Raw genomic sequence first — 15,098 nt, 5'->3', positions numbered from 1 at the left:
CATACAAATACCCTGTATTCAGGTTTAAGGAGAGAAATACAATAATGTCAATAAGTGTTTTTGATGTGCTGAAAGAGCGTGGCTACATAGCCCAGTGTACTAACGAAGATGAAGTTCGTGCAATGCTTGAGAATGAGAAGGTTACCTTCTATATTGGTTTTGATCCAACAGCTGACAGCCTTCATGTAGGCCATTTTCTGGGGCTTATGGTTATGTCCCATCTTCAGAAGGCTGGTCACAGACCAGTGTGTCTTGTAGGTGGTGGTACTGGTACTGTAGGTGATCCTTCTGGCCGCAGTGATATGCGCAAAATGCTCACCGATGAGGATATTGAGTATAACTGCAATCAGTTCAAGAAGCAGATGGCACGCTTCATTGATTTTAGTGACGGCAAGGCACTGATGGTAAACAATGGTGACTGGCTCCGCAAGCTGAATTATATTGATCTGCTTCGTGAGGTTGGTGCCCACTTCACTGTTAATCGTATGCTGGCAGCTGAGTGCTACAAGAACCGCATGGAAAAGGGTCTTACCTTCTTGGAATTCAACTACATGATTATGCAGTCCTATGATTTCCTGGAGCTCCATCGTCGCTATAATCTTAAGCTGGAAATGGGCGGTGATGACCAGTGGTCAAACATCATTGGTGGTGTTGAGCTGACACGTCGCATAACCGGTGATGCTGTATATGGTCTTACCTTCACCCTCTTAACCAAGAGTGATGGCCAGAAGATGGGTAAAACTGCTGGCGGTGCTCTGTGGCTGGATAAGGAAAAGACTTCTCCTTATGACTTCTATCAATACTGGAGAAATGTGGATGACGCTGATGTTGAGCGTTGTCTGGCTCTTTTGACATTCCTTCCAATGGAGGAGGTTCGCCGTCTTGGTGCTCTTGAGGGTCAGGAGATTAACGAAGCCAAGAAGATTCTTGCCTACGAAGTAACCAAGCTGGTTCACGGTCAGGAGGAGGCTGATAAGGCCAAGGCAGCTGCGGAAGCTGTATTCGGTGGCTCCGGCTCCAGTGAGAATATGCCTACAGTTGAGCTTACCGCTGAGGATGCTGCTAAGAAGCTGGTAGATGTGCTGGTGGCAGCTGAGGTATTCGGCTCCAAGGGTGAGGCCCGTCGTCTCATCCAGCAGAATGGTTTGTCTCTCAATGACGAGAAGGTGACTGACCCAGATTATACACTGTCAGAGGGCAATTTCACTGACGGAGAGGCAATTGTTAAGAAGGGCAAGAAAAAGTTTTACCGCTTATTAAAGGTGTAAACATCAATAGTCCAAGTAGGAGTACAACGGGGAACGCTCGCGCTCTCTAGTTTGCCTAGCGGTACTAAGCTCATGCTGTGCGTTTCAGCTTGCATTCGCTAAGTACCAAGGCAAAATATGTCCCCTTTTGTACCCCTATCCGGCCTTTACGATTACAGTTATATCGGATTTTCTATGATTTTTATAGACAAATAAACCATATATAAGCGTAAGTGCACAGTTCCCGATTATGGGCATATCGGTACTTCCAATGATACATATGTAAAAGTGGCTAAAACTTGCCATTTGTGTTATACTATCTATCTGTGAAATATACCTTGGGTACTGTCCCCAAGAAAATGTAATAAAAGGAGTTTTCAGTAATGTCAGGACATTCTAAATGGGCTAATATTAAGAGAAAGAAAGGTGCCAACGATGCTATCCGCGGTAAGATTACCACTAAAATAGGCCGTGAGATTACCATAGCGGTTCGTATGGGTGGTTCCGATCCAACAGGTAATATGCGTCTTAAGCTGGCACTGAGCAAGGCTAAGGCCAATAATATTCCTAAGGATAACATCAACCGTGCAATTCAGAAGGGACTGGGCGCATCTGATGGCAGCAACTATGAGGAGATGACCTACGAGGGTTATGGCCCTGGCGGTACTGCAATCATGCTGGATATCCTCACCGATAACCGCAACCGTACTGCAGCAGATGTGCGTCATATTTTCTCCAAGTATGGCGGTTCTTTGGGCGCTAATGGCTGTGTATCCTGGATGTTCAACAAGAAGGCTGTTTTCGTAGTGGAAAAGGAAGCCTTTGACGATGAGGATGCTCTCATGGAGCTGGTTCTTGAAGCTGGTGCGGATGATTTTGTGGCTGAAGATGATGCTTTTGAAATCACTGGCGAGCCTGATGCTTTTGATGATATTCTTCAGGCGTTGACTGACAAGGGAATTGAAACTGCTTCTGCAGAAATTACAATGGTACCTGATAACACCGTTAAGGTTGAGGGTGAGAACGTTGTAAATATGCAGAAAATGCTGGATGCTTTCGATGACAATGATGATGTACAGGAAGTATATGGCAACTACGAAATGGACGAAGAATAAAAAATATGGCGGCCTGCGGGCCGCTTATTTTTTACATATTATTAAGGGGAGAAAAATAAAATGCTTGCATTGGGTATTGACCCGGGAACGGCAATTTGTGGCTATGGCTTTGTGGAATCCAACGGTAGTCGCCTTATCGCCCATGAATATGGTGCCATAACCACCAGTGCCAAGGCCAGACCTGAGGACAGACTGGCAAAGATATATGATGAGCTGGATATGCTGATAAAAAAATACAAGCCAGATGTCATGGGGGTGGAACAGTTATTTTTTAATCGCAATGTCACTACGGCTATTCCAGTAGGACAGGCCAGGGGGGTAGTGCTTTTGGCGGCTGCCAAGAATGGCTTGGAGCTGGTGGAGCGTACACCGCTTCAGGTAAAACAGTCTGTAACGGGATATGGCAAGGCCACCAAGGAACAGGTTATCTATATGGTAACCAAGCTACTGAATCTTCCCGAGCCACCAAAACCGGATGATGTGGCAGATGCCTTGGCGGTTGCCATTTGTACCTCCCATGTTTTAAATAGCTTTACTTATAGAAATAAAATTTAGGTTTACATAGAATAGTGGATTGTACATAAAAAAATACAAAGTATACACTTTTTATTGGGGATTTCTGTAGACTGGAACACATAAATATATTATAATACTTGTTGTTTGAGTGTATTAATGAGAATTTACAAAACAAATGTCTACTTAGTGCGGATTTTGCTAATTCCGTTACTTACGATGTTTGCTTTGAATCATAGGAGGTAAATATGGCTCTTATTGTTAAGAAGTTTGGCGGCTCATCAGTGGGAACCACTGAAAAAATCCTTAATGTGGCCAAGAGAATCATCGCCGAAAAACAGCCGGGAGATCAGATTGTTATGGTAGTTTCTGCAATGGGCGATACTACAGATGAGTTGATTGAACTGGCAAAACAGATTAATCCAAATCCATATCAGTATACCCGTGAAATGGATATGCTGCTGACCACTGGTGAACAGGTTTCTATATCCCTTCTTACCATGGCATTCCGCACATTGGGACAGAAGGCTATTTCCCTTACGGGTCAGATGGTTGGTATGAAAACAAATTCCGTTCATACCAAGGGCAAGATTCTTGATATTAAGCCTGCCAGAGTAAAGAAAGAGCTGGATAAGGGCAATATAGTTGTCGTTGCCGGCTTCCAGGGGGTTGATGAGCATGGAGACCCTGTAACCTTGGGACGTGGCGGCTCTGATACCTCTGCTGTGGCTTTGGCTGGTGCCCTGAAGGCAGATTCCTGTGAAATATATACTGATGTTGATGGTATTTACTCAGCTGATCCCCGTCTTATTCCTGATGCCAGAAAAATGCAGGAAATTACTTATGACGAGATGTTGGAAATGGCCCGTTTAGGAGCTGGCGTTATGCAGCCACGCTCTGTGGAAATGGGTAAATACTTTAATATTCCAATTCATGTTCGTTCAACCTTTACAAACACACCAGGCACAATGATTAGGGAGGCATATACAATGGAAGAGAAGGATTTCTTGATTCGTGGCGTAGCTCATGATAAAAACGTAGCAAAAATTGCAGTTCTTGGCGTTCCTAATAATCCAGGTATCGCAAAGGAAATTTTCTCTGCTCTGGCAGACAAAAATATAGCAGTAGACATGATTGTTCAGAGTATCAGAAACATTGAGAAAAATGTTACTGATATGGTATTTACCACCACTCTTGATGATCTTCCAGAGACCAAAAAGACTGTGGATGCTGTAGCAGAAAAGCTCCATGCAGTTGCTGTTCTCATTGAGGAGGATGTGGCAAAGGTATCTATTGTTGGTGCCGGAATGCTGGGTAACCCAGGTATTGCTGCAAGAATGTTTGGCGCACTGGCTGATGCCAATGTTAACATTGATGCCATAAGTACCTCTGAAATCAGCATTAGCTGCCTTATTAAGGGGTCCGAGCTGAGCGAAGCAGCCAATGCAATTCACAAGGAATTTTTCCCTGAGAAGTAAAAAAAATACGGCTTTTGAATATAAGAAGGGAGGATGTCTGTTATATGGACATTCTCCTATTTTTGCGGGTTGAATGGCATATATATAAAATGATACATATTACGTATAAAAATGTTTAATAGGTAATATATATTATTTTAAATATAATAAAGGAAAAATAGAATAAAAGTGGTATAATGATTTAAAAGAGTAATAATATTTTTTATTTTAAGGAGGCTGATAATGTATGAGTTCACAGGTTGCTTCACATCGGGTTGGTAAAAAGCTGGTAGACGTTATTTTTGGCGCGAGTGGTGCCTGCAACGAAGCTATTAAGGTTCATGGTGCTGAAAAGGTTACCAATGCCACTGTTGGTTCTATAATAGGTGAGGATGGCAAGCTGGCCTGTCTCCCTACTATGGAAAAGGCTTTTAGAGGATTGAAGATTTCTGATGTGGCTGCTTATGCACCACCTGCCGGACTTCCAGCATATCTGGAGGCTGTTATCGGCCTGACCTTCGCTGATAATAAGCCTGAGGGCCATATTGCCGCGTGTGCTACTTCTGGTGGAACAGGAGCACTGCATATGGCTATCCAGAATTATTCTGAAATCGGAGACCAGGTGTTGACATCTGACTGGTTCTGGGGGACCTATAATCCTCTCTGCCAGGAGGCTGGCCGTAGCCTTGCTACCTATCAGCTGTTTGACGAAAATATGAATTACAATGTTAAGGCTCTGGAAGCCAAGGTGGAGGAGTTGTTTGCAAAGCAGGATTCCTTGCTGCTGATTATCAATACTCCTGCCCACAACCCAACTGGCTATAGCCTTACTGATGAGGAGTGGACAAAGGTTATTGATATGTCCAAGGCATGGGCTGCCAAGGGCAAGAAGGTTAATCTGATGGTGGATATCGCCTATATCGATTATGCCGGGGAGAAGAATGAAACCCGTCGTTTTATGAAGCAGTTCAGCAATCTTCCGGAAAACATCTTTGTAATGTTTGCCTTCTCCATGTCCAAGGGGTATACCATGTATGGTCAGCGTACTGGTGCTCTTATTGGACTTTCTTCAAGTGCAGAGCTTATTGAGGAATTTAAGAACGTTACCAAGTTTACTGGTCGTGCTACTTGGTCCAATATTAACCGTGGTGCCCAGACCCTGCTCACCACCATTCAGCAGGATAGTGCAATGCTGGCCCAGTTTGAAAAAGAGCGTGATGAGCTTTACAGTGTGATTCGCGACAGAGCGGCCATCTTTATGAAGGAAGCTGAGGAATGCGGGTTAAAGGCTCTGCCATATAAGGCTGGCTTCTTTATCTCTGTTCCTGCAAAGGACTCTGCTGCAGTGTGCGAGAAGATGCATGAGGATTTGATTTTTGCTGTTCCATTGAAGAAGGGCGTTCGTATAGCTGTTTGCTCCATTCCAAAAGCAAAAATGTACGGAATGGCTGCAAAGGTGCTGAAAGCGTTAAAGGCTGTTGAGGGATAATCATAGGACCATAATCCCTAATTATGACACTAATAAAGAGGAGATATCGTGGGGTATCTCCTCTTTTGCTGTGGGGAAAATTATTGTTAAAAGGCTCTGTTATGTGTTATAGTTATAGTAGATTGGGATTGGTTAGGGAGGTTACTATGTTTAATTTCAACAGAAAAGGTGATTCCGAATTTTATGATCTTTTCTTGGAAAGTGCGCAATTTTTCTATCAGGGCTCACTTTTGATGGATGAGGTTATGGTGGATCACCGTAAAGCTGATATAAAGGTCAAGGAGATAAATGATATTGAGCATAAGGCGGACAGAGTCAATGATCGGATAATTGACAAGCTGAATCAGACATTTATTACCCCAATTGACCGTGAGGATATTTATGCCATTGCCAATGGCCTGGATGATGGCGTAGACCTGTTGCAGGGCATTTTGCAGCGTATTGTTATCTATCATACTGGTGAGGCTCGGGAGGGGGCCATCAGATTGACAAAGCTTCTTATTGAGTGTACCCAGAAAATTATAAGGGTGCTTGAGCTGTTGCCGGAAATCAGCAAGAATCAGGATGAGCTTCTCAGCCTGACCAGTAAAGTCAGCAAGCTTGAAAGTGAGGGTGACCATATATTTAGAAGTGAGCTGGCTTATCTTTTTGCTCAGGTAAAGGATCCTATCGAGCTTATCAAGTGGAAGGATTTACTTGAAGATTTGGAGGATACCTTGGATCACTGCGAGAAAATGGCAGATTTGCTTAGAGGCGTGGTAATGAAGTATGCTTGATTTACATCCTTTTATCATTATAGTTATTCTATTGGCCCTGGCATTTGACTTTATAAATGGTTTCCACGATACTGCAAATGCTATAGCCACATCTGTGTCCACCCGGGCTATTTCACCAAGCCGTGCCATTATGATGGCTGCAGTACTGAACTTCTTTGGTGCTATGGTCAGCACTGGCGTAGCCAAAACCATCGGTGGCGATATAGTGGTGGGACATATTGACCAACCTATTATAATAGCTTCGCTGACAGGTGCTATTATCTGGAATTTGCTGACATGGAAGATTGGTCTTCCGAGCAGCTCATCCCATGCGTTGGTGGGTGGACTTATTGGCGGCGTTCTCATGTCTGATATGGGCATGGAAGGTCTTAATTTTGCGGGTATCGGAAAAATTGTTATTGCATTGGTAACATCTCCGTTGGTGGGCATGGTGGTTGGTTATATCATCATGAACCTGATGTTCAGGTTTTTCCAGAATTCCAGCCCATCCAAGGTAAATCACCGCTTTAAGAAAATGCAGATTATTACTGCTGCTACCATGGCCTTTTCCCATGGCTCCAATGATGCCCAGAAATCAATGGGTATTATCACTTTGGCGCTGGTTTCCGGTGGAGTACTGCAGGAGTTTGAGGTTCCTCTTATCGTAAAGGTGCTTTGTGCTACTGCTATGGCTGTTGGTACTTCCGTAGGTGGCTGGAGTATAATTAAAACTGTAGGCGGTAAGATTATTAAGCTGGAGCCTATAAACGGCTTTGCAGCAGATTTGAATTCTTCTATTACTATTTTTACGGCCACGTTGCTTCATTTACCTGTAAGTACCACCCATGTGGTATCAGGCTCCATTATGGGTGTGGGGGCGGCCAAGAGAATTAAGGCTGTCCGTTGGGGTGTAGCTCAGCAGATGGTTATGGCCTGGGTACTTACTATCCCTTGTACTGCTGCCATGGGAGCCATTTGCTATGGCCTTTTGATGGTACTTTTTGAATGATTCCGGCATGAGAATAACGATGTAAAGTGACTGTCACAAGCGGTCACTTTTCTTGTATATATAGACTAAAGGATGGTGGGGGTTATGTTTAAGGAAGTATTGGAGGAAGCAAAGGAATGGGCAAAAATCTTGCATTGTTCCTACGTTTCTGATTTAAATGCAATAATTGAAAATGGCGGTATCAGCGATTTAATTCGCGTATCAGAGGCACTGCATGAAAAGAAGATTGCCAATATTGCAGACCGTATTACCGGAGACTTAAAAAACAATCGGCTTATTTTAATAGCCGGACCATCATCTTCGGGAAAAACCTCCTTTGCCCAACGGCTTAGAGTTCAGCTCAGAGTAATGGGCCTGGAGCCAGTTTCCCTTTCAATTGACAATTATTTTGTCAATAGGGAGGATACACCTAAGCTGCCAGATGGCTCCTACGATTTTGAGTCCATAGATGCTGTGGACATAAAGCTCTTTAATAAACAGCTTACCTCCCTTATGGATGGTGAAAAGGTAATTATACCAACCTTTAACTTCAAAAAGGGTATAAGGGAAATGAATCCGGACAATGTACGGCAAATAGCATTGAACCAGCCTATTATTATAGAGGGAATTCATGGACTTAATGAAAAGCTCACCAGTGCCATTCCTAGAGACCACAAGTTTAAAATTTATGTAAGTGCCTTAAATCAGCTGAATATGGATGAGAATACCAGAATTTCCACCTCCAGGGTACGTCTTTTGCGTCGTATAGTCCGCGATTTCCGCACACGGGGGCGTACGGCTGACAGTACTATTTCCCTGTGGGCTGGCGTCAGGGCGGGTGAGGAAAAATATATTTTTCCGTATCAGGACGATGCAGATGTCATGTTTAATTCTGCGCTGATTTATGAGCTGGGAGCTTTGCGTCATCATGTTATGTATATGCTGTCGGAAATATCCCCGGAGGAAAAATCATATGAAAAGGGGCAGGAGCTTCTGGCTTTTTGCCGTAATTTCAAATCAATATATGATCAGCGGGATATTCCGTGCAACTCCCTTATACGGGAATTTATAGGCGGTTCCTGTTTTGATGTAAGTTAATGTATCCAGTTTTTAGCTTTTAATTTTTATTTAAGGACTTATTGCTGTCTGCGTGGTATAATATAAAGAAAGGCGTAGAGGGGTGACTCCTATGGTAAAGCTGAATCGTAATTATGGTGTTAGGTTTTTATCTGGATTATTGCTCGTAAGTTCTTTGGTATTTATATCAGGTTTTTGTCAGCAGGTTGAGGCCTCTGCGGATAGTAAGTGTATTCATGCAGAAAAGACCCAGACCAGGGTGCTTTATCAGGTGCCGCGGCGTTGGGCTGACAGAAATGAGCTGGCGGCTACTATCGCCAATCATTATGGTGTGCCTTATGGTGCTGTGATGAAATACTGCAATGAGAACGGATGCCTTGAGGATGCCTGTCGAATCGCCTTTATGGCCAAGTTGACAGATAAGTCCTTTGACAGCATTGCTGATTTGAAAACGAATGATAATACATGGATTGATGTATCTGAAGCTCTGGGAATTTCCGAGGATTTGGTGAGGGTATACCGTAACAATGCTCTTATTGACCGAATAAACCAAAGATATGGTGTTGATAGGGCTTCGGTGGCTGCACTCATTGAGCAGCGGTATAAAATTATGGATATAGTCAAGGCAAGTCGTTTGGCCAAGGAATCGGGTATTGATGTGATGGCCGTTATGGGCCATAAGACCATAAGTAATACTTGGACAGATGTGGCAAAACAGCTTATAGGCTGTGAGCTTGAGGGCCTTTGATATTAGTTTTGTACATATATTGGGAGTCTGTGTATAGTCACAGATTCCCATTTATTTTGGAGGTTTGTTTTGGCAGAAATAGATGTTACTGATAAAGCAAAATTAGTTATTAAATACGGATTGGCTGGGGTTATTGCCCTGGCTCTACTATGTTCCAGCCTGGTGTGGTACATAATGTACTGCTGGGGAAATCTGGATATATATGATGCCAAGATTGCCGGAAATATGGTAGGGGCCAGAGCCGGTGCCCCTGGAAGCGTTACTGAGGTAATGGTTCATAATGGAGATACGGTAAAGGCTGGAGATGTAATTGCCCGCATTGAGGTAACAGTTACTGATGAGCAGATACGGCAGATGGAACAGACCTTGGAGCTCTCAGAAAAGAACTTGGCTCAGATAAAGCAGGGAGTTATGATTCAGCGTCCGGTGGTTCATTCAGGAGGTGGTGGTGCATCATCTGCTGAAATCGAAAATGCCAAAAACAAGCTGGATCAGATGAACAGACTTTATGAAATGGGGGCTGTAAGTGGAATTCAGCGTGATGAAGCTGCAGCTCAGTATCAGGCAGTATTGTCCCGTGGTGGCGGTTCCAGTTCTGTTACTTACGAATCCTCATATCAGCCACCAAATGAAGAGGCTGTAAGACGGGCAGAGCTTCAGGTAAATCAGGCCCGTATGGCTTTAGAACAGGCCAAGACCAGCAGTAGTGCTACAGAGATTACAGCTCCCGTGGATGGTGTGGTGTATCTTAATGGCATTGAAACCGGCACAGAAATAAAGGCCGGAGATGTGGTCGCCTTCGTAGGTAACGATAATGATATTTGGGTTGAGGCTTATCTGAATCCTGATGAAAGTGATTATGCTGTTTTGGGACAGTTGGCATATTTCTTTGTGGATAGAAAGAAATATGAGGGGACTATTGTTGAGGTGATTTCTCCGGAGGGGGATGGAGAATCTCAGGATAGTAATACCGCCAACAGTGAAGCAGGTTATACAAGCCCATATCCGTCCGGAAAGATCGTGGTGAAAATAGCTATCCCGCGGGAAGCAAAGGATGGAATTCATTTTGGTAACAATGTGGATTTAAGACTCAGCAAATAAAATCAAAAAAATCCTTGCAAAAATGATTTCATTATGCTAATATCTGTCTTGTAAACAAATTGCATATTTTATGGCGATGATGCCACACAGACTACATATTTTGTCGTCTGTGTGGTTTTTTTGCTTGTTTACAGATAACTATTGTATTGAGGCTATTGTAAATATTAATTTATGAAAAGGTGGTAAAGGTTATGGAAGATTTATTATTTGTCATCCCAGCAAATTCCAAGAAGGAAGAAATCATTGCAACATTAAAGGCTCATCCGGAAATCATGTATGTATCTTTGGTAGGTATTGATCTTGCTGGTAATGATACTGATGAGAAAATTCCTATGCGGGTTTTCCTGAAGGATATGGATGATTTCTATTCTGGTCGTGCCGTACAGACTGATGGTTCTTCCGTAGTTCTTTCCGGTATTGCTACCTTGAATAATGCCAAGGTTGATATGCCAATTGATCCTAGCGTAAATTGGTTCGTTGACTACAATTTTGAAAATTACGATGAGAAGACTGGCCTCCCAGTAGGTACTCTCCGCATTCCAGCATTTCTTATCCACGAGGGCAAGCGCGTAGATTCTCGTTCAGTTTTAGCTGATACACTGACCTTTGTAAAAAAGGAATTACTGGATATTTTCCACAAGCATCCACAGGTTTCCGGCTTGGAGCACATTGATTGCAGCAAGATTAAGGACATCAATTTTACTTCTGCCACAGAGCTGGAATTTTGGGTAAAGACTCCTCTTTCCCATGTGCATGTGGATGAAATGTTTGCCTCCCAGGTTATGCAGGAGCAGTATTGGCAGAGAACCCATGGTATTGTTCGTACTGCTTTGGAGCAGACTGTAAAGCGTCTTGATGATTATGGCCTTAATGTTGAGATGGGACACAAGGAAGTTGGCGGTATCAAGGCTCAGATGGATAAGGGTGGCAATATGACCTCTGTTTGTGAGCAGATTGAGGTTGACTGGCGCTTTGATGATGCACTTCAGGCAGCTGATAACGAGCTTTTGGCCCGTACTATTATTAAGCAGACCTTCCGTCTCAACGGCTTAGAGGTTAGCTTTAAGGCAAAGCCGATGATTGGTGTTGCTGGTAACGGTGAGCATACACATATCGGTCTGGCTGCAATTATGGAGGATGGTTCCTTCGTAAATCTCTTTGCACCAAAGGAAATGACAGCTGATTTCATGAGTGCTGTTGGTTATGGCGCTATTATGGGCCTTCTGAAGAACTATGAGGTTATTAATCCTTTTGTTTCTGCTACAAATGATTCCCTTAACCGTTTGAAGCCAGGATTTGAGGCACCTGTATGTATCGTTACTTCCCTGGGCCATACTCCTGAGGTTCCATCCCGTAATCGTACTATTTTGGCAGGCCTGGTTCGTGACGTTACCAATCCGGCAGCTACCCGTTTTGAGCTTCGTGCCTGCAACCCTTATACTGATACTTATCTGGTATTGTCAGCTATCTATTCTGCAGTATTGGATGGTGTTCGCTATTCTGTCACAAAGACCACTAAGGAACTTCTTGCTGAGCTTTCCAAGGAAGCTGGACAGGAAGCTGATTATCTGGAGAAGGATAGGGCATATCGTTCTGAGGAGGATGTATTTGAGGATTATACCGCTGAAGAACGCAACCGCCTCTTTGGTGCTCCACCTGCAACTGTATGGGACAACCTTTCTGCTCTCGATAAGTACACTGACAAGCGTGAAGCAATTACTTCTTCTGGTGCCTTTACTGATGCAATCATTGAGGCCTTCAAGGAGGGTGCTCTTATCCGTTGGAAGACTGAGCTGATTGCCCGTATTATTCCTGAGAACCGTGACATTGTTCGCGCTGCCAAGGAGATTAAGTCCGAGTATGTTACTGACCAGGATGCTTATAATTGGAACAAGATCAATGAGCTCCGTTATTATTTGGCCAAGGACAGTATTGATGAGAAGTCCCTCTTCACTCTGCTGATTAATGCTCTTAACGAGGGCGATTATGAAATGGCCTCCGGCCTGCAGGTGGAAATGTACGACCGTATCGAGGAGCTTAAGTCTCTCTATGATGCTTATGTTAAAAATATAATTTAAGAGTCCTTTACCACCTTAATGACCCCCATATTATGAAGATTATTCTTCGGTATGGGGGTCCTTTTATTGGGGACCCTTGAATTGTCTGAAAATTTGACGCAATTATAAGGAATATGATAGAATAAGTCTGTGTTTTAATTGAAAAGAGAGGTGATTTTTTGAGATTTGGCAAGCTGAGTATTTGCACATTGATTTGTGCAATGGTTATGCTGTTTTGTGCTTCAGCTCTGGCGTCCGGTATTTTAGTCAAGGAAGGCTCAACTGGCGCAGATGTGGTAACAGTACAAGCATTGTTAAAGGAAAAAGGTTTTTTTCTGGTAAAGAAGACGGCATTTGTGGACCGGAAACGGTGAAGGCAATTAAAGCATTTCAGAAATCTGAAGGGCTGGTAGTAGATGGTATTTGTGGTCCACAGACCTATAAACGTTTGGACCCTTATGCTCAGGAAAGAGATATTGATAGGGGCATTGAAGGGGGACGGGCTGTGTTTGTTCACGCAACAGCATACAGTCCCGAGGAAACCAGTGGCGTAACAGCATTGGGCACCGCGGTAAGAAAGGGAATAATTGCTTCGGATCCAAATGTTATTCCGATGGGGACCAAGGTGTATATTCCTGGTTATGGTGAGGCTGTAGCCGAGGATTGTGGTGGTAACATAGTTGGTAACATTATTGATATTGCATTTGATACACACGCAGAAGCAATGGCTTTTGGTAGACAGGATATTGAGATTTATATTTTAGAATAAAAAATGCGGCCCTGAAGGGTCGCATTTTTAGTTGCTAAAGAATATCAGCGGTTGCTGTTTTTATTGGTGTACATCATGGTATCCGCATTATGTATTATGTCGGCTACTTCATTTTCAGTATTAAAGATTTCATAGCCAACTGATACAGTAGGAAGGCTTGGCTCCTTGCGGCGTAGCTCATCCAGAAGAGCATTAAAGCGTTTATTAAGTTTAATGACAGTTGACTCGCTGTGGAAGCTGTTTTTGTTCAGAATTACACAGAACTCGTCTCCACCAATACGGTAGCATAATCCCCGAGACAGGTAGCAACGTATAATAGCCTTGGAAATCTTTTTCAATACCGTATCCCCATAGGCATGTCCATAGGTATCGTTGACACTCTTAAATTTGTCTATGTCAAAGATTATAACGGCTGTACGATAGTTCAGGTTAGCCAAATGGTTCTCATAGGAACGACGGTTTAACAGTCCGGTCAGGCCATCACTTTGAACCACCAATTCAATGTAGTAGATATAAAATAGCACGCAGCAGGTGGTTACGGATAGCCAGGCCGTTTTTACGTCGCCGTCCATTGTATTGGCAACAATACCAATAAACAGAGAACTGAAGGCTGCAATGAGAGAACTGAGATTACGGTTTTGGTATTTCCGTGAGAAATAGTATGCCTCAAAGAACATTACTGCAATGGCTGTGGTGTAGCAGATTATATATATGAAGTAATACTCACCACGACAATAATGATTTCCCTCATCAATGTAATATATGGCGCCGGTCCAGATAGAGGAAAATTCTATCAATGCATGGAGCAGCAGGAACATAATAACAATACGACTATGCTTTATATTACCTATGGCATATACCCACAACACCACTAGGCTGGGGGCAATACTGAATTCTATTGCACTGAATAGAGTATGAAGCCATATAGGAAATAGCGGTTTACCATCAGCAAAATATGTAAGCCATTCCAAAAAAGAAACGAAGATGATAATGGTAAAGCTAATACAAAAACCTTTTCGTGCATTCTCTGTAACTATATTTGAATTGTTGATATGTACAATCATTATTATGCTAAGCACAATAGTAATAAGTACAACTGTTGAATAAAAAGACATTTTGATACTCCTAAAAAACAATCCTTGAGTATTATATCATGAAATAATAATAAATAATAGAAGTAAGCATAAGGTCCCAAAGAAAAATTTTATAAAATTTTTCTATACGATAATAGGTACTATATAGTATAATACTTAAAAAAATATGTAAAGTTTTATAATTTTTTTAATTTGATATTTATAAATTGATAATATAACTTTTGAACGCTATATTATTGTTCTTGTGAAAAGGAAAGCGAGTGATTGTATGTATACATATTTACAGGAGGTTCATCACAAAACGGAATTGCTTCCATTTGCCAGTATTTCAGATGCTGTTCGTGATAGTTATGATGTACGGTCTATAGGTAATGCTGTTCCAAAAAGTTTTTTACGTCGTCTGTTGGTGCTTCTTGAAGATGAGAAGGGGCATATATTCTATGCTCAAAAGCCTGAAACTATTTATATGATTAATCGAGTGTATGGGTGTAAACAAGAGATTTTGGATATTTTTGCCAAGATAGATAAGGTACTGGAAAAACACCCGGGTGTTATTGTAGAAATTGACGATAATGAGTATGTTATGAGCCGTACTATGCCTAAGCGCATTGCCATTCCTCGGGAGAAAATGAAGCGTCTTACCATTGATGATATATTATAACGAGCTTTAAGATGTCCCCCACCTCTT

15 protein-coding genes are annotated in these 15,098 nt (G+C 42.6%); 14 read left to right on the top strand and 1 reads right to left on the bottom strand.

All coding sequences use genetic code 11. From position 1 onward, the window contains the following. Positions 1-44: 44 nt before the first annotated feature. The 13 genes from tyrS (at position 45) to B6K08_RS02580 (ending at position 13,316) form a co-directional block, all read left to right on the top strand. Positions 45-1,268 (top strand): tyrosine--tRNA ligase, encoded by a 1,224-nt coding sequence (tyrS, locus tag B6K08_RS02635; protein WP_080325291.1) that lies wholly within the window; start codon positions 45-47, stop codon positions 1,266-1,268. Positions 1,269-1,630: 362 nt separating this feature from the next. Next, the gene (locus B6K08_RS02630) at positions 1,631-2,362 is read left to right on the top strand and encodes a YebC/PmpR family DNA-binding transcriptional regulator (protein ID WP_027396357.1); all 732 of its coding nucleotides are present in this window, start codon (positions 1,631-1,633) and stop codon (positions 2,360-2,362) included. 60 nt (positions 2,363-2,422) lie between these two features. Continuing rightward, positions 2,423-2,917, top strand: coding sequence for a crossover junction endodeoxyribonuclease RuvC (gene ruvC / locus B6K08_RS02625; protein WP_027396358.1), 495 nt, complete (start codon positions 2,423-2,425; stop codon positions 2,915-2,917). A gap of 206 nt (positions 2,918-3,123) precedes the next feature. Next, complete coding sequence (locus B6K08_RS02620; RefSeq protein WP_027396359.1) at positions 3,124-4,353, top strand: aspartate kinase; 1,230 nt, start codon at positions 3,124-3,126, stop codon at positions 4,351-4,353. A 226-nt stretch (positions 4,354-4,579) separates the two neighbouring features. Further along, a complete protein-coding gene (locus tag B6K08_RS02615; protein ID WP_080325290.1) occupies positions 4,580-5,821 on the top strand; it encodes a pyridoxal phosphate-dependent aminotransferase in 1,242 nt (413 codons plus the stop codon). Between the two features lie 146 nt (positions 5,822-5,967). Next, entirely contained in the window at positions 5,968-6,597 is a 630-nt protein-coding gene (locus B6K08_RS02610) for a DUF47 domain-containing protein (RefSeq protein ID WP_080325289.1), read from the top strand. Next, positions 6,590-7,585, top strand: a complete 996-nt coding sequence (locus B6K08_RS02605) for an inorganic phosphate transporter (RefSeq protein WP_080325288.1) — start codon at positions 6,590-6,592, stop codon at positions 7,583-7,585. Before B6K08_RS02610 ends, B6K08_RS02605 begins: the two co-directional genes overlap by 8 nt. Before the next feature lie 84 nt (positions 7,586-7,669). After that, a complete protein-coding gene (locus tag B6K08_RS02600; RefSeq protein ID WP_234985168.1) occupies positions 7,670-8,662 on the top strand; it encodes a nucleoside kinase in 993 nt (330 codons plus the stop codon). Between the two features lie 91 nt (positions 8,663-8,753). Continuing rightward, a complete protein-coding gene (locus B6K08_RS02595; protein ID WP_080325286.1) occupies positions 8,754-9,389 on the top strand; it encodes a hypothetical protein in 636 nt (211 codons plus the stop codon). A 69-nt stretch (positions 9,390-9,458) separates the two neighbouring features. Beyond that, positions 9,459-10,490 (top strand): HlyD family secretion protein, encoded by a 1,032-nt coding sequence (locus B6K08_RS02590; RefSeq protein WP_080325285.1) that lies wholly within the window; start codon positions 9,459-9,461, stop codon positions 10,488-10,490. Between the two features lie 191 nt (positions 10,491-10,681). Further along, entirely contained in the window at positions 10,682-12,568 is a 1,887-nt protein-coding gene (locus tag B6K08_RS02585) for a type I glutamate--ammonia ligase (RefSeq protein WP_080325284.1), read from the top strand. Between the two features lie 158 nt (positions 12,569-12,726). Next, positions 12,727-12,921, top strand: a complete 195-nt coding sequence (locus B6K08_RS14040) for a hypothetical protein (protein ID WP_234985166.1) — start codon at positions 12,727-12,729, stop codon at positions 12,919-12,921. Further along, complete coding sequence (locus B6K08_RS02580) at positions 12,918-13,316, top strand: 3D domain-containing protein (protein ID WP_234985164.1); 399 nt, start codon at positions 12,918-12,920, stop codon at positions 13,314-13,316. The genes B6K08_RS14040 and B6K08_RS02580 overlap by 4 nt, the downstream gene beginning before the upstream one ends. 44 nt (positions 13,317-13,360) lie before the next feature. Here the strand turns inward: B6K08_RS02580 and B6K08_RS02575 are convergent, their stop codons facing one another. Next, positions 13,361-14,431, bottom strand: coding sequence for a GGDEF domain-containing protein (locus tag B6K08_RS02575; RefSeq protein WP_080325283.1), 1,071 nt, complete (start codon positions 14,429-14,431; stop codon positions 13,361-13,363). Positions 14,432-14,678: 247 nt separating this feature from the next. Here B6K08_RS02575 and B6K08_RS02570 point away from each other — a divergent pair, with 247 nt between their 5' ends. Further along, positions 14,679-15,071 (top strand): hypothetical protein, encoded by a 393-nt coding sequence (locus tag B6K08_RS02570; protein ID WP_080325282.1) that lies wholly within the window; start codon positions 14,679-14,681, stop codon positions 15,069-15,071. Positions 15,072-15,098: the final 27 nt, after the last annotated feature.

This window comes from Anaerovibrio lipolyticus DSM 3074 (genome assembly GCF_900141865.1).
Taxonomy (GTDB): Bacteria; Bacillota; Negativicutes; order Selenomonadales; family Selenomonadaceae; genus Anaerovibrio; species Anaerovibrio lipolyticus.
Note: the sequence above shows the minus strand (reverse complement) of the source record. Positions and strands in the feature narration are given on the sequence as shown.